The sequence below is a fragment of the Sphingopyxis sp. H050 genome, from assembly GCF_001468265.1.
Taxonomy (GTDB): Bacteria; Pseudomonadota; Alphaproteobacteria; order Sphingomonadales; family Sphingomonadaceae; genus Sphingopyxis.
Map to the genome: position 1 here is coordinate 298617 of NZ_LNRZ01000002.1, position 20672 is coordinate 319288.

Here is a 20672-nt window from a genome sequence, read left to right on the forward strand (position 1 = left end):
TGATGGGAGAGGGGTGGCAAGCGGTCGACGAGTATATCGCCGGCAAATTGCTCGGCGCCGACGACGCGCTTGCCGCCGCCCTCGCCAACAATGCCGCCAAGGGCTTGCCGCCGATCGACGTGTCGGCGGCGCAGGGCAAGATGCTCTTTCTGCTCGCGCAGATGGCCGGGGCGAAACGCATTCTCGAAGTCGGAACGCTCGGCGGCTATTCGACGATCTGGCTGGCGCGGGCTTTGCCTGACGACGGGTCACTGGTGACGCTGGAACTGGAGCCGCATCATGCGGCGGTCGCGCGCGAGAATTTCGAGCGCGCGGGGGTGTCGGGCAAGATCGACCTCCGCGTCGGTCGGGCGGCCGACAGCCTGGCGGCGATGGGCGGCGACGCGCCGTTCGACTTTGCGTTCATCGACGCGGACAAGCAGAATAACGCGCTTTATGTGGACGAAGCGATCCGCCTCGGCCGCAGCGGGATGACGATCATCGTCGACAATGTCGTGCGCGAGGGTGGGGTGCTGGAGGTCGACAGCGACGATGAGCGCATCGTCGGGACGCGCGCGCTGTTCGACATGCTGAGCGCCGATCCGCGGGTGGACGCGACGGCGGTGCAGACGGTCGGGGCGAAGAAGTGGGACGGTTTTGTGCTGGCGCGGGTGCGCTGACCCCGGTCCGCGTTCATCGTCATCCCCGCGAACCCGGGGCCACCGATGTTATAACTCGGGCTTCGGAGTGCGGGTTATCGTTGGTGAAGTCCAATATCCCGATGAGCGAGCCGTGGAGTGTGGCATGAACCTCGCCGCGCTTTGCGCCCGGATGCAGGACGATCTTGCCGACGAGCGATCGGATATCGCTTGAGGCATCAAGCCGGGTTTCGGGGTCTTTGAGCGTGGCGGTGAGCGCCGCTACCTTGCGCTTGTAGATTTCGGCAATGCCGGGATGGACGTCGGGAACGTCGGCGGGCGCCTCGGCAAGGCGCGTGGTGATTTCAATCTTCTCCCGTTCGAGTTCGGCCATCCGCGCTTTCATAGTCGGCTGATACAGCCCATCCTCGATCGCCGCCATGATCCCGGCGATGGCGCGCTCGACCGTCGCAAGCGCCCGCTTGTCGGCATCGACCTGAACACGCTGCTCGCGGTTCTCCCGGTTGATGTGGGCGGCATAGGCGGCAACGGCGGCATCGATCTTGTCAGCCGTGACCAGCCTGTCGCTAATACCCGCGAGCGCTCGGCGCTCCAACTCCTCGCGCCGGATTGTCCGGCCGTTGGGGCAGTTGCTGCTGCGATGATGACCGACGCAGCCATAGCGGTCATCGACGACGATGGCATAGGTGCTGCCGCAGACGCCGCACTCAAGGAGGCCCGAAAGCAGATAGGCGGGACGCCGCGCATTCAGGAGCGCGCGGGCCCGCGCCGCCTCCCTGATCCCGGTATGGCGCTCGGCAAGCGCCGCCTGTTGGCGCTTGGCCGCTTGCCACATCTCGTCGCTGACGATGCGAAGCTCGGGCACCTCGTTCCTGATCCATTCGGATTCGGGATTGAAGCGCGTGACCCGCTTGCCGCTGCCCGGATCGGTGACATAATGTTTGTGGTTCCAGACGCGGACGCCGACATAAAGCTCGTTGTTGATGATGCCGGTGCCGCGTCGCACGTCGCCGCGGATGCTGGTATCGCGCCACGCAAGCCCCTTCGGACCGGGGATGCCATCGGCGTTGAGGTCGCGCGCAATGCCGAGCGGGCTCTTGCCGTCCGCGAACTCGCGGAAGACGCGCTCGACGATCAATGCCTGCATCGGATCGATCTCGCGTTCGCCGCGTACCAGCTCGCCCTCGCTGGTGAGGCGGCGGACCATCCGGTAGCCATAGCCGACCGCACCGGCAGAGAAGCCCTTCTCGACCCGCCCACGCAGGCCGCGATGCGTCTTCTTCGCGAGGTCTTTCAGGAACAATGCGTTCATCGTCCCCTTGAGCCCGACATGCAGCTCGGAGATTTCACCTTCGGCGAGGGTGACGAGCGGCACCCTTGCAAACTGGAGATGCTTGTAGAAGGTCGCGATATCGGCCTGATCGCGCGATATGCGGTCGAGCGCTTCGGCCACGACGATATCGAACTTGCCCGCTTGTGCATCGGCAAGCAACTTCTGGACACCGGGACGCAGGATCATGCTCGATCCCGAGATCGCCGCGTCCTCGAAACTGCCGACAATCTGCCATCCCTCGCGTGCCGCGTGCTCGCGGCAGATGCGCTGCTGGTCGGCGATGGATGCCGGGTTTTGCTGGTCGGAGGAATAGCGGGCGTAGAGCGCGGCGCGGATCATGGCGTCTCCCTTTCGAGTGGCGGGCAGCAGGCCTCCCCAACCGGATAAGACAGTGTCGCGCCCAGAGACCCTAGCGTCAATGCTTTGGCGGGTTTGGCTTTTTCCCGTCCGGCTCATTGTCGTTCGCCGCTTTGCGCGCGCGAATATGCTCGCGGGCGATATGCCGTCCGACCGCTTCGGCGATCCGCGTCAGCGCCACCTCGACTTGAGCGGCGGGCAGAACGGGCGCATTGTCATTGGCGGGAGCGATATTCCCTTTGGGCAGCGGGTCATCCTCGTGCATCGCCGCGCTCCACGTCGTTATCGTTGTCCGGGCGATAGGCGGCGGGGTTGGAAACCCAGCGATCGATCGCCGATTCATGCCAGCCTGCACCATGAATGCCGATCTTCAATTGCGGCGGGAAACTGCCTTCGGCCATCTTGCGATAGATGGTCGAGCGCGACAGGCCCGTGCGGTCGAGGACGGTCTTCAGACGAATGATACGTTCGGGAGAGGGCATGGGGGATTATCTCCGACAGGCGGTGGTTGACGATGCCCCCTGCGAGTAAATCTTGGGCGTGGCCTCTTGCGGCGCAAGCGCCTTTTCGCCGCATTCCAGCACCATCGCACCATAGAGTGCAAAAACAGGCGCTGGCGAACAATGGCGCTCAATCGGCGGCTCCAGGCGCCAATAAGCGACGATAGGAAAGCTCCGAAAAGAACCGGATCGGGTTCTGGCGAAATCGCGGGGTCCGCGATCATGTCGCGATGTCCATTTGCATATCGCCGCATACCTCCTGTTCGGTGGTCTGCCCGCTGTGTGCGACTCTGGAGCACCCCGCCTGACGGGGCAATGGGTGAGGCATTTCAGTGCCGATCATGCCCATTATGATGTCGAGGTGAAGTACTTGGCGTCCCGCCTGCGGCGGTCGCGCTCTATGTCGCTGCGCTCCACCGAGCCGCCGCTACGCGCCGTCTCGTCGGCTGACGCCGTGACGATCGCTGACGCGAAGGGGCCGGAGCCAGGCTCCGGCCCGAAGGTCATCGCGCGTGCCGCGCGATGGCGGTGGCCTCCGGCCGTGCGGTGGGAGCGTCGCTCTCCTCTGAGCCCCGCCCGGCAGAGCGCAACCCCTGCGGGGTTCTCCACTCTGTTCCGACCCTTCGGGTGCGCCCTGCCTTGGTGGCGGGCCTCTCCGGTCGCTCTCGCCGCTCCCCCCGCTCAGCCGGGGCTGCGGTGGTTTTGGAGCTAGGAGAGAAATCATGGATTTCCAGCATATCGAACTGTCGCGGCTTGTCGTGTCGTCCGCCAACATGCGCGGAATCACGAAGAAGCCGGACCTCACGAACATCCTGCCGTCGGTGCGGGCGCGCGGCATCCTCGTACCGCTGATCGTCCGACCGAGCGAAGCGGAAGGCACCTATGAGATCGTTGCAGGCAAGCGGCGCTATCACGCGGCGCTGACCGTGGCCGAGGAACAGGACGGCATCGACCCGCTGCCCTGCGCGGTGATCGAAGCCGGGGACGATGCGGCGGCCTTGGAAGCCTCGCTGATCGAGAATATCGCCCGCCTCGACCCCGATGAGGTGAACCGCTGCGAATCCTTCACGCGGCTTGTCCGTGAAGGGCGGAGCGTCGAGGATATCGGGCTCACCTTCGGGCTGACCGGCTTGCAGGTGAAGCGGACCCTCGCCATCGGCAATCTGCTCCCCCGCATCCGCAATATGTATCGCGCTGAGAAAATCGATGCGGTGACGATGCGGCACCTGACTCTCGCCAACAAGGCGCAGCAGCGCGAATGGCTGGCGCTGGTCGATTGTCCCGAGAAACACGCGCCGACCGGAAGCCAACTCAAATCATGGCTGTTCGGCGGCAGCGTGATCGCCACCAAGGTCGCGATGTTCGACGTCGCAGACTATACGGGCGAGATCGTCTCCGACCTGTTCGGCGAGGACAGCTATTTTGCCGATAGCGAAGCCTTCTGGACCACGCAGATGGCCGAGGTCGAGAAGCAGGCGGACTTTTATCGCGATAGCGGCTGGACCGACGTCATCATCATGGCGCGCGGGGCCTATTTCGATAGCTGGGACTATGAACGCTGCCCGAAGAAGAAGGGCGGCAAGATATTCGTGACCATCAGCCATCGCGGCGAGGTCGCCTTCCATGAGGGCTATATCACCACCAAGGAAGCGCGGCAGCGCGCCAAGGGGGCAGCGGGAGCCGATACACCTAAGCCGGTTCGCCCGGAGGTCAGCGCGGCGCTCGGCAGCTATGTCGATCTTCACCGCCATGCCGCTGTCCGGGCATCCCTGCTGTCCGACACCGGCGTTGCCCTTCGCATGATGGTTGCTCATGCCATTGTCGGATCGCCGCTGTGGCGGGTCGATGTCGAGAAGCAGCGCGCGGTGAGCGATGCGATCACCGAGAGCGTCGAGGTGTCGGCAAGCGAAGCCGCGTTCGATACGAAGCGCCGCGAGGTGCTGGCCCTGCTCGGGTTCGATCCCGAAGCGCCGACTGTCACCGGCGGCTATGATGGCGATCATGGTGTTGCGGGCTTGTTCGCCCGCTTGGCGGCGCTGTCCGACGAGGCGGTGATGCGCATCCTTCCCGTCGTGATGGGCGAGACGCTGGCGGTCGGCAGCGCCGAAGTCGATTATCTCGGCGAGTTGATCGGCACCGACATGCGGACTTGCTGGCAGGATGATGCCGTGCTGCCCGAGTTGATCCGCGACAAGCAATTGCTGGGCGCGGTCGTTGCCGAGGTCGCGGGCGCGGACGTGGCGGAGGCCAATGCCGGGGCCACTACCAAGGTGCAACGCGGCATCCTCGTCGATTGTCTCAGCGGCAGCAATGGCCGGGCGCAGGTGAACGGCTGGCTTCCCAAATGGTTCGCCTTTCCGCCCTCGGGCTACACGGCTCGCGGCGGCATTGGCTGTGTCGAGCGGAGCGAGCGCATTGCGCCGCTGCTCGCCCCGGCACAGGTCGAGGACGAACCGGAAATGCGCGAAGCCGCTTGATGATCGTCGGGAAGCAATTGGGGGGAACGGTATCGCCCGTTTCCCCCAATTTTTCGCCCGGCGCACAGCGCCGGGCATTCTTTTCGCGAAACAGGCAAGGGCCTGGACGCCGCTTATCCGTATTGCAGTAGTGGAAAGCGCAAGAGCCATTTTTTGCTGGCGACACGACCATCGAAAATGTGCCGCTTCGCACCGGTGAATGATGACGTCGGCACGAGGCGGGGCGCGAACAAATCATCCAACCCGAACGGTGCATTGATTTCCAGCCACCCATCGGAAACGAGCCGCACCGCTACGGCCGTGGCCGTTTCCGGCCAGAACCGCATGGCCTCCATCACCGAGGCATAAGGCCTGTCGCCGTTGCGGAGGTGCATCCGCGCCTGATTCTTTACCGACCAATCGAAATCCGGCTGCTGTTGGCGGAGCCGGATTTCGATTTCCCGGTCATGTCTCTCCTCCACGCGGTGGCGGTCGAACCAGACGACATCGACATCGCCCGCGGGCAAGTCGGCCGCCCGGCCATGCAGATAATCCCAGACCGCATCGCGGACGAAGCCGGCCCCAATCCATCCATCAGGCAGCGACAGTTCCTCCACCGCTTTGAGCGCGGCCATTCGACGATGGTCATTTTCGAGAATGCTGGAGAGATGGTCGCCGAAACCCATTGCCCCGCTATAGCATTTGCCCGTCCAGACGGTGGAATTTATCGGGACCGAGCAAAGCCGGTTCCGATTGGCCTTGCCAAGTGGCGGGCATTGCCCGAAGATTCCGGCACCTATGCGAACCGACGTTGATCATCTTCCTGCCGCCAAGCAGCGCGAGCTTGAGCGCATCGTCGAGATATTGTTCGACGAGTTCGGGCAGGCGACCGAAAACGCGACCGGGCGCCGCAAGGGCGCCCGCATCCTCAAGATCATCCTGTTCGGCTCACATGCGCGCGGCGACTGGGTCGATGCCCCGCTGTCGGTGAACCAGTATAAATCCGACTACGACATTCTCGTCATCGTCAGCCAGAAGGAATTGACCGACCGTGCCGCCTATTGGGCGAAGGCCGAGGAACGGCTGATCCGTGCCTATACGATCGAGAAGACGCTTCGCACGCCGGTCAATTTTATCGTCCACTCGCTCCACGAGGTGAACGACGGACTCGCGCATGGGCGCGTCTTTTTCATGGAAGTCGCGAAGGATGGGATCGCGCTCTACGAAGCCGACGATCGTGAACTCCGGGCGCCCCGGCCGAAGACGCCAGACGAAGCCTTGGTGGCCGCGAGGGAATATTTTGAAGATGGGATGGCGGGCGCGATGTCGCGCCAAAAGCTTGCGAAGTATGCCCTCGACGAAGGACTACTGAAAGACGCCGCGTTTGATTTTCATCAGACAACCGAGCGGCTTTATTCCTGCCTGCTGCTCACCCTGACCTATTACACGCCATATAACCATAATATCGCCTTCCTGCGCTCGCTAGCCGAAGGTCTCGACCGACGCCTTTACGGCATCTGGCCCGAGACCAATCGCCGCGAGCGGGCGATGTTCCAGAAGCTGAAAGAGGCCTACACCAAGGCCCGGTATTCGAAGCATTATAAGATCAGCGAAGAGGAACTGACCTGGCTCGGCGAGCGCGTTGAAGAACTCGGTCGCGTCGTCCATCAGGTCTGCACCGACAAGATCGCCGAACTCGAAAAGGCTGCTCGCAGATAGCTGTCATTCCGCACGAGGAGCCTGCGAGAACCCAGGCTAGCCTACTAGCTTCATCCACTCCTCAGGTGATTCCGGTTGTTCATCCAACTGGCGGGCGCCATCCGGGATTTGCACCCAAGGCTGCTTACTGCGGACCCAAAGATGGGCGACAGGTATCACCTCACGGCTCCTGTCGAGCGTGCCGCAACGCAGCGAGCCGAAACCCGGGCGGGTACTATTCTCGGCAAAAATGCGCCCTTTGCAACGCTTGCATCCCCAGATGGATGACTTGGCTCCGCTCGGCTGCAAATAGGTGCCCTCATCGAGTTCGCCCTCGATCAGCAGGTCCTGTTTGGCGAAGAACATGTGCTCGCTGAATGCGCTGCCGGTTCGAGACTGGCAATCCTTGCAGTGACACGCATATGGCTTGAAGCGGAAGCCTTCCTTCAATGTGTAGCGGACGGCACCACAAACGCACCCGCCACTGAGTTCGCCCATCATTTCAGTGCCTCCCCGTAGACCAACTCAGCGCAGGATAAAGAAGGTGCCTGCGGATTGCTATCCGTCGACTCCGAATTCGCCGATCGTCGTCCAACTTGCCGAGACTCCGCGATTCTGGCATGATCCTGCCCACGGGATGGAATGACTGGCGGCCATCCTCGGGATAATCCTGCCAGGCATCATGTAGGTTCGGCCACCACGGTCGGGCAGTTGCTGTAAGCCGCTGACACGGCACCAGACAGCGGACACCGCTTGCACATCCGCGTGATCACGCGCGGACCGCTGGTGTGCGAGCTGCAAATGAATACCCCGAAAGCGAACGACGTTTACGCGCGCGAAGTCGTGATGGCGCGCGTCGGCCATCTGATCCGCCGCAAGCAACAGGAGGTCGAGCGCATCGCGCGCATCCTGCGCGCCTGCTTCGATCCCGATCAGGTGCAGGCACCTGGGCGCGGCCAGATCAGACGCATCATCCTGATCGGCCCCTACGCGCGGAAGAATTGGTATGAAGACGACGATACGATCAATTTTTCCGATTACGAATTCTGGATCGTCGTCAATCATCCGCTGTTCAAGGAACCGGAATGCTGGGCACGCGCCCGCGATGTCATCGACAGCGAGCTTGGCAACCGCTGCGCCGTCGGTCTTGAATTCTACTCCAAAGCCGACATCCGCGTCGCCAAGGCCGAGCGCGACACCTTCATCCTCGACCGGATCGAGGCGGGCATCACCCTCTATCGCGCTTCGCGCGATGCCCCGCTCAATGACCGCGAGCGCAAGGGGGCGCGGCCATGAGCGCGCGCCGGGAAATCGCGACATTCGAGGATGTCTATCGCGCCGAATATCCGCGCCTGCTGCGCAGGCTGAGGCGGCGGATCGGGCCGGACGAAGCGCGCGACTTCGCGCAGGAGGCCTTCGCCCGGCTCCATCACAGCGGCAAGCTGCCGGTGCTGGACCAGCCGGGCGCCTACCTCAACCGGATTGCGCGCAATATGCTGATCGATCGAAGGCGCCGGCAGCAGCGGACGGGCGCGATCTTCTATCCGCTGGACGAAGGGAGAGATGCGCCGACTCGTTCCGAACAGGAATGGCGGATCGAAGAAAGGGATTTGCAGCGCTTCTACCGGCGCACCGTGCGCTCGATGCCGCCCAAGACCCGCCGCGTGTTCGTGATGCACCGGATTCACCGTCTGACCTATAAGGAGATCGCTGCCGAGCTTGGCGTCTGTGTCGAGACCGTCGAATATCATATGATGCGTGCGCTCAGGCTCTGCCGCGCCGCAGTCGCGGCAGAGGTGGCGCCATGACCGGCCTCGATGCCCGTCACCGCAGCGCCGCGATCGACCGATTGCCCGCGCTGCCCCGCGCGCTGTTCCTGCTCCACAACTTCTACGGCGTCGATGTCGATGCGATGGCCGACGCGCTTAGCGTGGATCGGGAGGCTATTGAAACCGGCCTCGCCGATGCCCGCGCGACCGTTCGGGCGCATGTTTGCTATACGGAGCCGGTGCCCGGCGTCGGGCCGGCGACCGGCGCTTTGCAGGCGCGCCTACGGCAGGAGTATCGGCAAGCGCTCGAAGCCGCCTTCGCGGAAAGCGGTTATCCCGGCGAGGTGGAGTGGCCCGAGCCGATGGCCGATATAGCGGCCGATCAGGAAGCGGCGGCGGCGTTCGTCGTCACGGCGTTGTCAGCGGCGCTGCGCAAGGCTGTCACGCGATCGCGCCGGGCCGGGGTCGCGACGGTCGATCAATGGCGCTTTATCGCACCGTGGCGCCGGGTTCGGCGGCGACGCCTGCTGCGCGTCAACGACGCGCTCCATTGCGCAGGCCGGCAGCCGTTCGACGAATGGCTGGGCGAGCGCCTTGTCCCCGACGGGCGCTATCCGCAGGGCTATGTGGTCCATCGACGGCGGCGACGGCCGTTCCCGGAGGAGCGACCACCGACCGAGGCCGAGCAAAATGGCGAGGAGATTGCCGACATCGTGCAGATACCGGAGCGGCTGGTCGAACAGCCGGAGCTGACACGGCATGTGTGGATATTCTTCCATCTTTATGGCCGTCCCTATGACGAGATCGCCCGATTGTTCGGGATCAGCCGCCGACGTGTCAAACGCCTTCGAGAGCAGGCTGAATACGCGATCATCGGCAAGCCTTATCCGTCGCTCGCTTTTCGCATCCGCTTCGCGCTGATGCGGAAGCGCCTGTCGTTCGCGTGGCGTTGGGACATCATCCGGTCCGCCTTTTATGAATAGGTGCTGGCCGCTGGTGCCGGGGCACAATTCATCGCAAAGCGGTCCGGAAATCCATATTTGGTTAACTATTTCGGCGGACGATGACGGCATTCCAGTTCGGATGCCGCCCGCCTTCTTTACCCCCACATACGGCGGCATCACGAAGGGCGGCGCGACATAGCTGGTCCCTTGTTCGCGCCGCCCGCCCGCCCTTGCGGAAGAAATGAAGGGTCCCGCCCCCTGACAGGACCCTTCGACCTCGCTCGCGGGGGGATGGAGCGAGATCATCTTGTGCTGCGTTGCCGCTCTGTAAAACGCCCCGCCGGTTGGCGGGGCGAGTTTGGGTAAGTGATCACGCAGAAAACCCGTGTGTGATCGCTGGACGCAACGCGTCACCGTCGCGCGGGTTCCCTGCGCGGGCTTTGCAATCGCCGTTCTTGAAGCAACGGCCATATGCGTGCATGCCGTCGGACATGGAAATTGCTTTTCCGGACCCGCATGACGAGGGAGTTTGACATGGACGATTCTGAAGCGCTGGTCACGCTGACCGCAGATATTGTTGCCGCGCATGTCAGCAACAACAGCGTCGCCATATCGGATATTCCGCTGGTCATTCGCTCGGTGCATGAAGCGCTTGCTGGTCTTGGCAATGCCGAAGAACCAGAAGTGAAGCAGGAGCCGGCGGTGTCGATCCGGTCGTCGGTGAAGCCCGATTACATCGTCTGCCTCGAAGACGGGAAGAAGCTCAAGATGCTCCGGCGTCACCTGATGACGCATTACAACATGACGCCCGACGACTATCGCGCGAAATGGAACCTGCCGAAGGACTATCCGATGACTGCGCCCGCATATGCCGAGAAGCGTCGCGCGCTTGCCAAGGAAATCGGCCTTGGCACCAAGGGGCGCGGCGGCGGGCGACCGCGCCGCAAGACATAACGCGCTTGGCCACGGTCGCCGATTGCCGGCCGTCCATCAATCTCGTTACCGTTGCAGTCAGGGTTGGCATCGCACGAATATGACAAGCTCGGCGTCGTCGATCAGCTTCGCTTCGAAACCGGCATCACGCCAGGCGCACGATTGCACACCGGTCGGATCGTCGCTCCACCATGCGATATTGGCCGCCGCCTTGGGCAGCGGTGCACCGATCAGGCCTTCGATCTGCGCGAGCGTGAGTTCGACTTCCTGCCCGTCGTTGCGAACCGCCCAGCGGCGCAGGAAGGTGCCAAGGATAGTATATTTGCCCATCACCGATCGACGCGCGGCAGGGACAACAGAATAGCCGGAGGAAAACCTCCTCCGTCGGTAGTGAGATAGGGCCGCCCCGATGCTTCACGCTGCTGGACGATGACGTCGACCTCCTCGTCGCCGACGCGCACCCAGAAACGGTGGGTTCCGTCGTTGATCCAGTCGATGATCTGGTCGACAAGGAACAGGCTTCTGCCGACCTGGACCGCGTGGATATGGTGATTGCGAACATCGATCGGTGTCTGACCGATGGCCACAATCTCGTAATCAGCCATGTTTCACCTCCCTCGGCGTGCGCCGCAAGAAATGATCCGCTGGTCAGACGGGTGCGTTCGCCTGCTGGTCGAGCGCGTCGGCGATCATCGCCGCAAGCGATTCTTCGGCACGGATGCGCGCGACCGGATCTTTCGCATCGAGGTCGCGCCGAATCCATTGCGGCGCGCGTTCGACCACGCGAAGGATCGTGTCGGTCAGCTCCCGTGTCATGGCGCGCCTATGACAGATGGGTCGGAGTCGGGCAAGGCATCGGTCTCGAACGCACGTTTGCCGCGCCTCTTCCAGAGTGCAAAAGCGTGGGCGCCATCTTCGCTTCGCAGCTTGTCGGCCATCCAGAGGAAGGCGCCGTAGAGCATCGCGCGATTATCGTCGGCGAGGTCGACGAGCTCGGCTTTGACGACAAGCCCTCCCAACTCGATGAGCTGGCGCGTGCGCTCGCGCCGCTTGACCTGCCACTCGCGCATTCCGGTTCGTGCTCTCACCAACTCAAGCCGATGCCGCATGGCCGTCAGACGCCGGGTCATTCGCTGCGCCGCGATCAGGTCGCGCCGCAGCCTTGCGTGGCCCGCGCTGAAAGAAGCCCGCGCCTGCCTTGCGCCAACCCTCCTTCGTGCTGGCATCCTTGGCCGCGACTGCGCCGAGCAACGCTCCGGCGAGCATGTCGGCGTCGAGTGCATCGGCACCCGTCGCGATGACGAGTTCGCCGAGCTGGCGAACGCGGCGTTCCTTGAGCAGCTTTGCCTTGTCAGCGAGCGCTTTCAGTTCCGAATCAATATCGCGGGGTTTGCGCATCATAAGTCTCCATTGAGTGACGATGCGGCCATGATAGAAGAAGCGCAGCGCTAGCGCAGTAGAGTCGCCAGGACAGACTGGGACCGCCTAGTCCAGCCCGAGAATTTATTCGAGGAGGGCGCGCTTATACGTCGTGCCGACGTGCGCTTGGTGGCGTAGATGGATTGCCGTCATGGCAATCTTTCACTTCTCCGCGAAAGTCATCGGGCGCGCTGCCGGGCGCAGCGCCGTTGCCGCAGCCGCCTATCGTGCGGGCGAGCGGCTGCACGATGAACGGCTCGACCGCGACCATGATTTCCGCGCCAAGTCCGGCGTCGAGCATAACGAGATCATGTTGCCCGAAGGCGCGCCCGAACGCTTCTCGGATCGGGAAACCCTCTGGAACGAGGTCGAGGGATGCGAGAAGCGCAAGGACGCGCAGCTTGCTCGCGAGGTCGAATTTTCCATTCCGCGCGAGATGAGCAAGGTCGATGGCATCGAGCTTGCCCGCGATTTCGTGCAGTCCGAATTTGTCGATCGCGGGATGATCGCGGATTTGAATGTGCATTGGGACATCGGTGCGGACGGCCAGCCCAAACCCCATGCCCATGTCATGCTCACCATGCGCGAGGTGGGTGAGGACGGTTTTGGGCAGAAGGTCCGCGAGTGGAACCGCACCGAACTTGTCGAGCAGTGGCGCGAGCGTTGGGCCAATCACGTCAACGCGCGGCTTGCCGAACTCGATATAGACGCCCGCATCGATCACCGATCCTTGGAAGCGCAGGGCATCGACCTTGAGCCGCAAGACAAGATCGGCCCCGCAGCCTCGCGCATGGGCGAGCGCGGGCTTGAGTCCGAGCGCATCGAGGATCATCGCGCCGTCGCGCAGCGCAACGGCGAACGCATCATCGCGGAGCCGCGCGTCGCGCTCGACGCAATCACCCACCATCAGGCGACGTTCACCAACCGCGACCTTGCGATGTTCGTGCATCGCCACACCGACGGGAAGGATCAATACGACCGGGCGATGAGCGCTGTTCGCGGTTCGCCCGACTTGATCGAACTCGGCAAGGACGGGCGCGGCGAAGATCGCTTCACCAGCCGCGACATGATCGACACCGAACAGCGGTTGCAGCGCGCTTCGGAATTGATGGCGAAGCGCGAACGACATCGCGTGTCGGAGGGCGACCGGGAAAGCGCGCTTCGCGCGGCGGCGGCGCGCGGGCTGGACCTGTCAGGCGAGCAGCGCGCGGCGTTTGAACATGCGAGCGATGGCAGGGGTTTGAGTGTCGTCGTCGGTTACGCCGGGACCGGCAAGAGCGCGATGCTGGGCGTGGCGCGGGAGGCATGGGAAGAGGCCGGGTTCAATGTGCGCGGCGTCGCGCTGTCGGGCATCGCAGCCGAAGGGCTTGAGAATGGCTCTGGCATCGCCTCGCGCACCATCGCCAGCATGGAACATGGTTGGTCGCAGGGGCGCGACATGCTCACGTCTCGCGATGTGCTGGTGATCGACGAGGCTGGCATGGTCGGCACCCGCCAGATGGAGCGCGTATTGTCCCATGCCGCCGACGCCGGCGCCAAGGTCGTGCTGGTCGGCGACCCGCAGCAGTTGCAGGCCATCGAGGCGGGTGCGGCGTTCCGGGCGATCCACGAACGGCATGGCGGCGTCGAGATTACGGAGGTTCGCCGCCAGCATGAGGGCTGGCAGCAGGACGCTACCCGGCATCTTGCGACCGGCCGAACCGGCGAGGCGATCAACGCCTACGCCGATCACGGTATGGTTCACACCGCCGAGACGCGCGAACAGGCCCGGAGCGATCTTGTCGAGCGGTGGGATCGCGACCGGCAAGCGAACCCCGACGCCAGCCGGATCATCCTCACTCACACCAATGCCGAGGTGCGCGAACTCAACGAGGCCGCGCGCGACCGGATGCGCGCGGCGGGCGAACTGGGCGACGATGTTCGCGTGAAAACCGAACGCGGCGATCGTCCCTTCGCATCGGGGGACCGCATCATGTTCCTGCGTAATGAGCGCGGCCTTGAGGTGAAGAACGGCACGCTGGGCACCGTCGAACAGGTCAATCAGCAGGGCATGACCGTTCGCACCGATGACGGGCGCAACGTCGCATTCGACATGAAGGATTATGCTCATGTCGATCATGGCTATGCAGCCACGATCCACAAGGCGCAGGGCATGACCGTCGACCGTGGCCATGTGCTGGCGACACCCGGCATGGACCGTCATAGCAGCTATGTCGGTATGACACGCCACCGCGACGGCTTGGCCCTTCACTATGGCCGCGACGACTTCAAGGACGATGCCCAGCTTGCCCGCACCCTGTCCCGCGAGCGCGCGAAAGACATGGCGAGCGATTATGCCCGCGTCGATCCGGCCAAGGAGTTCGCCGAGCGGCGCGGCATTGGCGAGCGCGTCGCGGAAATCGCCCGCGCGGGTGCGGAGAAGGCGCGCGGGATCTTCGACGGGTTGCGCCTCTCGCTGCAGGGCCAGCAGCGTGAGCAGGGCATGTTCGCGGGCTTCCGTCCGCCTGAACAGAGGAGTGAGCAGGCACAGACCCAGCCCTCCCATGCCACCGGCCAGCGTCGCGCCGTCGAACGCTATGCGCGCGCGGTGAACGAGGTCGCCCGGATGCGCGACCGGGGCTTGCCCGTGCTGCCCCATCAGCATGACGCCCTGAACAGGGCGGGAGAGGCATTAGACGCGATCCGGCCTCACGCCTCCACCGACTTGCAGAACGCCCTCCAGCGCCAGCCGGAGCTTATCCACGAGGCCGCGGAGGGGCGCAGCCAGGCTGCGGTGCAGGCGATGAACAAGGAAGCGGAACTGCGGGCCGATCCGTTCCAGCGCGCCGATCGCTTTGTCGAGGGCTGGAAGCAGCTCCGGCAGGCGCAGGACGATCTACGGCGCGACGGCGATTTCCGGGGTGCGAAGCGCGTCGGGCAGGAAATGGCGGGCATGGCGAAGAGCCTCGAACGCGACGCGCAGGTCGAATCGCTGCTGCGCGGGCGCAGCCGGGAATTGGGAATTGATGCGGCCATGGGCCGCAGCGTGGCGCGCGATCTCGCGGACTCGGTGCCGTTCGATCACGGCCGCAACCTTGGCATGAGCCGATAGGAGGACAGCATGAATAGTGACAGACAGCTACCCCGACTGCCCTATGACGAGCCGGACTCCGATCCGGCGACGCGGGCGTTCAACCGGCTAGAAGGCGAAATGGCGATGATGCGCCGTGCGGTCGAACATCTCGCAACCGAGAAATCAGAGATCGACATTCCCGATTACAGCAAGACGCTGGGCGAGATGGCGAACCGGCTTGTCTCCATCGAGCGCCAGCCCGCCATGCAGATGACTCCGGAAGACTTCGAGGCGCGGATGACGGCGGCGGCGGCACGAGCGCGACGCGACGACGAGGTCTTGATTGTGGCTGCGAAGCGGGAGCGTGGCGAGGCAATCCGCGATCTGCGGGCGATCATCGGCACGGCCAACTCCATCTACGAGCAAAAAAGACTTCGTTGGTGGTATGTCGGCGGCGGCTTGCTCGCCGGGTGCCTCCTGTGGTCGGTGCTTCCCGGATTTGTCGCGCGCACCCTTCCGACAAGCTGGCACCTGCCGGAACGCATCGCCGCGCGCACCGTTCGTGAGCCGACCCTATGGGAAGCGGGGACTCGGATCATGCACGCTGATAGTCCGGCGGCGTGGCAGGCCATCGCCGAGGCCGCCGACATGCGCCGTGACAACCGCGAGGTGATCGACGCTTGCTTGCAGCGGGCCACCAAGGTCAGGCAGCCGGTGCGGTGCACGATTAGAGTGAGGAACCGGCAACTTTGAGCATATCGCGCGGGGCAGCCCGACGAAGCCTGCTGTCAGCAAACGACCGATAACGGCTTTCCGACAACAAAATCTCGTTGCGCAAAAGCTGCTGTTCGTGACAGCATCGGTGGATGCTAAAACTGCACTTTGCTCCCCTTACTCGCTCCGTCAGAATCAGATGGTTCTTGGAAGAGTTGGGGCTCGAATACGAGTTATTACGTTCAGAGTATAATCGAGACGGTAGCAGGGGATTCACCCAGAATACCCCGTCAGGCCAATACCCATACATTGAAGACGGCGATGTCGCTCTTTCAGAGTCGGGGGCGATCGTCCAATATCTCTTGGAGCGGTATGGAAATGGGCAGCTCGAGCCGCCTATCGGATCAAAGGATCGTGCCGCCTATCTCTACTGGCTGCATTTTGCAGAAGGCACAGCCGCCAATGCCATCAATACGACCGTTTGGTTGACAGTCTACCGGGATGATGCGGATCGACATCAGGAAATCATCAGCGCGGTGCGTGACAGCGCAAACACGGTGTTTAACAAGATTGAAGCAGCCCTCGCTACCCAGCCATATATTACCGGAAACGATTTTTCGGCTGCTGACATCATGATGGGCTTTACACTGGGGTCCGCGAAGTGGCTTCAACTGCTCACCGATGCGCATCCCAAAACGCTTGAGTATGTTGACAGATTATTCGCCCGCCCGGCGTTGCAAAAGTCGCTTAGCTAAATTCGGCAATTTGGCTGCCTTGGTCTGCGATTGGCGATAATTCGACAGTCCAGATTTTACCATTTCCGGTGAGACGTGAGCCAAATAGTTGAGCATCATTCGCTATCCGAACGGCCAGTGGCCTAAAATAAGATTTGAAGCAGCGCTGTTTCCGTCCCGTTGCGTTCCGAATCATATCAATTCGGCCCACGGGAAATGTGGGAACGCCTGTGGTGTCAGGTTTGGGCAATTTTGAAGTTTTCACGTAAAATCAACGCGATAAACCGCTTGACTGGTGACCCCTACGGAAAACCCAAGTGTGTCAAACGGCGTTCAAACGGGACCCCCGATCGGCGTCGAAGAGGGAGCCCCTTTTCGGATATGATGTTGGTTTGTTGAGGTGAGCCTAGCGCTGCGTGCGGCGGAGGGCGGGCGTAGCCCGACCGGAGACGCGCGCAGCGCAAGATAGATTTTAAAGCGGCCGAACCGGGCGGCAATTTGCGGTTTTTGAAGCGCCAGCTGTCGTTGCCGGTCTCGACGATATCGCAATGGTGGGTGACGCGGTCGAGCAGGGCCGTGGTCATTTTGGGGTGGCCGAACACGGTAGGCCATTCGCCGAAGGCGAGGTTCGTAGTGATGATGACGCTGGTACGCTCATAAAGCTTGCTGATGAGGTGGAACAGCAACTGTCCTCCCGAGCGCGCAAAGGGCAGATATCCAAGCTCATCGAGCACCACCAGGTCGAGCCGCGATAGCTGTGCCGCCAGGGTCCCGCCCTTGCTGATCCGGGTCTCCTCTTCGAGGCGTGTCACCATTTAGGGCCAAGTAGCCCTATACGCGTCCGCTATCCGGCCGGAAGCACCCCAAAAAAGAGCTGGCTTCGGCGAAGCCAGCTCGAGTCAGGATGAACAGGTCTGCGAGAGCGCCGACATCATGATCGGCCCCATAGCTAGAATTTCGCCTTGATCGATGCGTAGAAGGAGCGCCCGATCACGTCGTAAGTCGCAGCATCGGTCGTCAGCGGCGAAGCGCTGATGAACGGCGGCGCCTTGTCGGTCAGATTCGTCACACCCAATCCGAAGGAGAAGCGCTTGTCGATATCGAAGTCCGCGTTGAGATCGAGATAATTGTAAGCCGGAACCCCGGGGGTCGCCGAGGCCGGATTGGCAACTACGTCCGAATGGACCATCGCCGAGATATGCCGCCACAGAAGTGACAGGCTGAAATCATCGTTTGAATAGGTGATGCGGGTGTTGATCTTCCACTCGGGATGCGAAATCCCGCCGCCGACACCGCCGAACCCGGCGCTTCCGGCATAGTTGAGCGTGGGTGATCCCAGAAGGCCCGCCACCTTGTACTGGCGCAGGTAGGATGCGGTCGTGCTGAATTCGAGCGCGCCCGCCGACGGCGACATCCCGAGCGCTTCGAGCCCGAAACCCCAAGTGAACTGGGTATCGATGCCTGCGACCGTGTAGGTGGCGAAGTTGAAGAGCCCCTGCTGGCCCAACGCAATCTGCCCGGTCAGAGGATCGCGCGAAATGCGCTGACAATAGGCGTTGTTCACCGAATAGGATGGATTGCTCGCGCCATCCGAATTGAAACAGCGCGGCAGGATATCCGAAAGCAGCAGCGATCCGATCGCGTCCTTGATCCGGATATTGTAATAATCCACCGACAGGCTGACCTTGTCGAACAGCTTGCTGTCGAAACGCGGTGTCAACACCACCCCGAACGAATAGGTCTTGGCCCGCTCCGGCGTCAGATTGACGTTACTGCCATCCTGCCCGGCGACGGTTGAAATGCCATAGGTATAGGTCGGATAGATCGCCGCGGGAACGCCCTGTGCCTGGCACAGCGCCTGCACCTGGCTCGCGCTCCCCCCGGTGCGATAGATGCTGCCGACCGCGCAGGGATCGCCCGCATTCGGGCCCGTCCCGATCGGCAGCTGCGCGACCGACGTCGGCCCGAACAGATTGCCGAGGCTGGGCGCGCGGATCGCGACAGAATAGCTGCCGCGCACGAACACCGGCTCGACGGGACGCCAGCTCAGATCGGCCTTGTAGGTGTGCTGCCCCCCGAACAGGCTATAATCCGAATAGCGATAGCCGAGGTTTGCTGTGAGTTCCTGGAAGAAGGGCGTATCCCTGAGGATCGGCACGAGCAATTCGGCGAAAACCTCGCTGACCTTCTGCTTCCCCGACGCCGCGCTCACAAATCCGTAGCCGATCGAATCGTTGGTCGAGAGTGTCGAATCGGGAAGATAATCGAACGAAGTCTGGCGGTTCCCGGCACCGAGCGCGAAGCTCAGATCACCCGCCGGAAGAGTGAAAAGAGGGCCCTGGATCGTCGCCTCGACGATCCTTTGCGACTGGTCGTTCACGTTGATGTTCGTGCGACCAACATATTCGAGGCAGCCCGGGCTGAGCGGATCGAGACCGAGCGGATTCCAAGCATAGCCGCGGCAGGTGCCAGCGGGGCCGCTGTAGTTGGCGGTCCCGTTGAGTACGCTCGTGACGGCCGCGAGGCTGATATCACCCGCCATCACGTTGACGAATTTCGACTTTCCGTAGGATCCGTAGACATTCCATTGCAACGAGGTGCCCGGAATTTCGCCTTTCAGGCCCAATACGGCTTGCCAGACGTCATTGTCGAAAGACGACAGGCGGTTGCCGAGCGTGGTCAGCGCCTTGGTGACGATGATATTTCCGGTCGGGGTTGGCGTGATCGAATTCAGAATGGCGCGCAGATCGGCGTTGCCCGTCAGGAAGGGATTGTTCTGGGGCACCAGCAAGGGTGCCGACGGTTTCGACGAGCCGGGCCCGGTCCGGCTGAAGGCTTCCGAACGCAGATAGCCGAATTGGGCATAGCCGGTAATTTCGGGGCTGAATTCATAGGTCAGCCGCGCAAAGGCATTGTAGCGTTTCAGCGGGACCTGGACGGCGAAATATTGGCCGAGTGCGATCTGGACCTGGCGGCAGTTGCTGCTGATGTTGAGGCCCACGACGCCCTGGTTGAGGCCGCGATAGTTCTGGACGCAATTGGTTCCGGCAAGGTCGGTGAATATCGTGCCGTCGCCATTGACCCCGATCGCCCCGTTATAGAGGCCGCTGCCGGAAATCGGCGTAGTTCCGGCATATCGCGCCAGAACGGCGTTGACGGCAGCGATCGTCGGCGCGCCGCCGCCATAGTTTCCGGCCGCGATAATGCCTTCCGGAGGGCGGGCAAGCTGCCGGATATTGGCGAAAAAGGGCCGGGCGCTGCCGATCACCGCCCCGCGTTCTGCATATTCCACGGCAAAGAGGAAATTGCCGCGGTCCTCGGCGAAATCCGCACCGAAGGCAGCGCTCACGCTGGTGGTATCGCCGTCGCCTTGGTCGGTAATCCCCTTTTTCGCGGACAGTTCGAGGCCGTCCAGATTTGTGCGCAGCTTGAAATTGGTAACCCCGGCGACCGCATCCGATCCATAGGTCGCCGACGCGCCGCCGGTGATCACCTCGACCGACCCGATCAGCGACGATGGAATGGTGTTGAGATCGATGGCGCCATCGGGGCTCGACGGCATGAGCCGGCGACCATCGAGCAAAACGAGCGAGCGGTTCGGGCCGAGCCCGCGCAGGTCGCTGTAGGACTGGCCGCCGCCAAAGCCGATGGTGCCCTGCGTGTCGCCGACCTCGGCGGCGCCTTGCCCACCCGCAAATTGCGGCAACTGTCCGATCACCTTGTCGAGCGAAGGCTGCCCCGTCGCGGAAAGTTCGCTTTCGCCGACGGTGGAAATCGGGCTAGAAGACCGCGCATCGCGGCGCGCGATCAGCGAGCCCGTTACGATAATTTCCGCATTGCCTGCCGCATCGGATGTTTCCGCACCTTCGACGGCGGTCGCGTCGACCTCCTGAGCGCGAGCGGTACCGGCCGGGACACCGATCAGGCCGGCGACGCATCCCGCGAGCGTCACGCTCGAAAGGCGGACGGCGGGAACGCGCGACACCGCGACCTTCGCCATCATCGCGATCGCAATCGATCCGCTACTGCTTTGCGAATAGGCCCATAGCTTCCGGGCGCGCACCTTGCCTGCCATAAATCCTCCCCTGACCGGTCTTGCCGATCACTTGTTGCGGACCCGATTCT

21 protein-coding genes and 1 pseudogene are annotated in these 20672 nt (G+C 62.8%); 10 read left to right on the top strand and 12 right to left on the bottom strand.

Annotated elements, in window-relative coordinates:
- Positions 1 to 2: 2 nt before the first annotated feature.
- Complete coding sequence (locus ATE67_RS04560) at positions 3 to 659, top strand: O-methyltransferase (protein WP_058815447.1); 657 nt, start codon at positions 3 to 5, stop codon at positions 657 to 659.
- Between the two features lie 19 nt (positions 660 to 678).
- On the opposite strand, the gene ATE67_RS04565 is transcribed toward ATE67_RS04560, so the two are convergent.
- From ATE67_RS04565 to ATE67_RS04575, 3 genes are all read right to left on the bottom strand, one after another.
- Positions 679 to 2310: a recombinase family protein gene (locus ATE67_RS04565; RefSeq protein WP_058815448.1), complete on the bottom strand. Its 1632-nt coding sequence runs from the start codon at positions 2308 to 2310 to the stop codon at positions 679 to 681.
- Positions 2311 to 2386: 76 nt separating this feature from the next.
- Positions 2387 to 2593: a hypothetical protein gene (locus ATE67_RS04570; RefSeq protein ID WP_058815449.1), complete on the bottom strand. Its 207-nt coding sequence runs from the start codon at positions 2591 to 2593 to the stop codon at positions 2387 to 2389.
- On the bottom strand, positions 2580 to 2810 hold the full coding sequence (locus ATE67_RS04575) for a helix-turn-helix transcriptional regulator (RefSeq protein ID WP_058815450.1): 231 nt from the start codon (positions 2808 to 2810) through the stop codon (positions 2580 to 2582). The genes ATE67_RS04570 and ATE67_RS04575 overlap by 14 nt, the downstream gene beginning before the upstream one ends.
- Before the next feature lie 740 nt (positions 2811 to 3550).
- Between ATE67_RS04575 and ATE67_RS04580 the strand changes: the two genes are divergently transcribed.
- Positions 3551 to 5305, top strand: coding sequence for a ParB/RepB/Spo0J family partition protein (locus ATE67_RS04580; RefSeq protein ID WP_058815451.1), 1755 nt, complete (start codon positions 3551 to 3553; stop codon positions 5303 to 5305).
- Positions 5306 to 5418: 113 nt separating this feature from the next.
- On the opposite strand, the gene ATE67_RS04585 is transcribed toward ATE67_RS04580, so the two are convergent.
- Positions 5419 to 5970 (bottom strand): nucleotidyltransferase family protein, encoded by a 552-nt coding sequence (locus ATE67_RS04585; protein ID WP_058815452.1) that lies wholly within the window; start codon positions 5968 to 5970, stop codon positions 5419 to 5421.
- A 112-nt stretch (positions 5971 to 6082) separates the two neighbouring features.
- Between ATE67_RS04585 and ATE67_RS04590 the strand changes: the two genes are divergently transcribed.
- Complete coding sequence (locus ATE67_RS04590) at positions 6083 to 7003, top strand: nucleotidyltransferase and HEPN domain-containing protein (RefSeq protein ID WP_058815453.1); 921 nt, start codon at positions 6083 to 6085, stop codon at positions 7001 to 7003.
- A gap of 36 nt (positions 7004 to 7039) precedes the next feature.
- Here the strand turns inward: ATE67_RS04590 and ATE67_RS04595 are convergent, their stop codons facing one another.
- Positions 7040 to 7483, bottom strand: a complete 444-nt coding sequence (locus ATE67_RS04595; RefSeq protein WP_058815454.1) for a GFA family protein — start codon at positions 7481 to 7483, stop codon at positions 7040 to 7042.
- Positions 7484 to 7747: 264 nt separating this feature from the next.
- Between ATE67_RS04595 and ATE67_RS04600 the strand changes: the two genes are divergently transcribed.
- The 4 genes from ATE67_RS04600 to ATE67_RS04615 all read left to right on the top strand — a co-directional run bounded on the left by ATE67_RS04600 (position 7748) and on the right by ATE67_RS04615 (position 10649).
- A complete protein-coding gene (locus ATE67_RS04600) occupies positions 7748 to 8278 on the top strand; it encodes a hypothetical protein (protein ID WP_231728048.1) in 531 nt (176 codons plus the stop codon).
- Positions 8275 to 8790 (top strand): sigma-70 family RNA polymerase sigma factor, encoded by a 516-nt coding sequence (locus ATE67_RS04605; protein ID WP_058815455.1) that lies wholly within the window; start codon positions 8275 to 8277, stop codon positions 8788 to 8790. The genes ATE67_RS04600 and ATE67_RS04605 overlap by 4 nt, the downstream gene beginning before the upstream one ends.
- Complete coding sequence (locus tag ATE67_RS04610) at positions 8787 to 9734, top strand: sigma-70 family RNA polymerase sigma factor (RefSeq protein ID WP_058815456.1); 948 nt, start codon at positions 8787 to 8789, stop codon at positions 9732 to 9734. Before ATE67_RS04605 ends, ATE67_RS04610 begins: the two co-directional genes overlap by 4 nt.
- Positions 9735 to 10229: 495 nt before the next feature.
- The gene (locus ATE67_RS04615; RefSeq protein ID WP_058815457.1) at positions 10230 to 10649 is read left to right on the top strand and encodes a MucR family transcriptional regulator; all 420 of its coding nucleotides are present in this window, start codon (positions 10230 to 10232) and stop codon (positions 10647 to 10649) included.
- A gap of 57 nt (positions 10650 to 10706) precedes the next feature.
- Here ATE67_RS04615 and ATE67_RS04620 read toward each other — a convergent pair whose 3' ends face one another.
- From ATE67_RS04620 to ATE67_RS04635, 5 genes are read right to left on the bottom strand one after another with little or no spacing between them, the layout of a single operon-like run.
- Positions 10707 to 10958: a DUF7662 domain-containing protein gene (locus ATE67_RS04620; RefSeq protein ID WP_058815458.1), complete on the bottom strand. Its 252-nt coding sequence runs from the start codon at positions 10956 to 10958 to the stop codon at positions 10707 to 10709.
- Positions 10958 to 11233: a DUF3892 domain-containing protein gene (locus ATE67_RS04625; RefSeq protein WP_058815459.1), complete on the bottom strand. Its 276-nt coding sequence runs from the start codon at positions 11231 to 11233 to the stop codon at positions 10958 to 10960. The genes ATE67_RS04620 and ATE67_RS04625 overlap by 1 nt, the downstream gene beginning before the upstream one ends.
- 43 nt (positions 11234 to 11276) lie before the next feature.
- Positions 11277 to 11444 carry a DUF6771 family protein gene (locus ATE67_RS21640; protein WP_171013392.1) on the bottom strand — a complete coding sequence of 56 codons (168 nt, stop codon included), beginning with the start codon at positions 11442 to 11444 and terminating at the stop codon, positions 11277 to 11279.
- Positions 11441 to 11698: a conjugal transfer protein TraD gene (locus tag ATE67_RS04630; RefSeq protein ID WP_058815460.1), complete on the bottom strand. Its 258-nt coding sequence runs from the start codon at positions 11696 to 11698 to the stop codon at positions 11441 to 11443. The genes ATE67_RS21640 and ATE67_RS04630 overlap by 4 nt, the downstream gene beginning before the upstream one ends.
- Positions 11699 to 11720: 22 nt before the next feature.
- On the bottom strand, positions 11721 to 12026 hold the full coding sequence (locus tag ATE67_RS04635; protein ID WP_058815842.1) for a conjugal transfer protein TraD: 306 nt from the start codon (positions 12024 to 12026) through the stop codon (positions 11721 to 11723).
- 172 nt (positions 12027 to 12198) lie between these two features.
- On the opposite strand from ATE67_RS04635, the gene traA reads away from it, so the two are divergent.
- From traA to ATE67_RS04650, 3 genes are all read left to right on the top strand, one after another.
- A complete protein-coding gene (traA, locus tag ATE67_RS04640) occupies positions 12199 to 15138 on the top strand; it encodes a Ti-type conjugative transfer relaxase TraA (RefSeq protein ID WP_058815461.1) in 2940 nt (979 codons plus the stop codon).
- A gap of 9 nt (positions 15139 to 15147) precedes the next feature.
- Positions 15148 to 15852, top strand: coding sequence for a DUF6118 family protein (locus tag ATE67_RS04645; RefSeq protein ID WP_058815462.1), 705 nt, complete (start codon positions 15148 to 15150; stop codon positions 15850 to 15852).
- Positions 15853 to 15965: 113 nt separating this feature from the next.
- Complete coding sequence (locus ATE67_RS04650) at positions 15966 to 16568, top strand: glutathione S-transferase family protein (RefSeq protein ID WP_058815463.1); 603 nt, start codon at positions 15966 to 15968, stop codon at positions 16566 to 16568.
- 479 nt (positions 16569 to 17047) lie between these two features.
- Here ATE67_RS04650 and ATE67_RS04655 read toward each other — a convergent pair.
- Positions 17048 to 17362 (bottom strand): annotated as a pseudogene (locus tag ATE67_RS04655) (ATP-binding protein); the annotation flags it as partial.
- 134 nt (positions 17363 to 17496) lie between these two features.
- A complete protein-coding gene (locus tag ATE67_RS04660) occupies positions 17497 to 20622 on the bottom strand; it encodes a TonB-dependent receptor domain-containing protein (RefSeq protein ID WP_058815464.1) in 3126 nt (1041 codons plus the stop codon).
- Between the last annotated feature and the right edge of the window lie 50 nt (positions 20623 to 20672).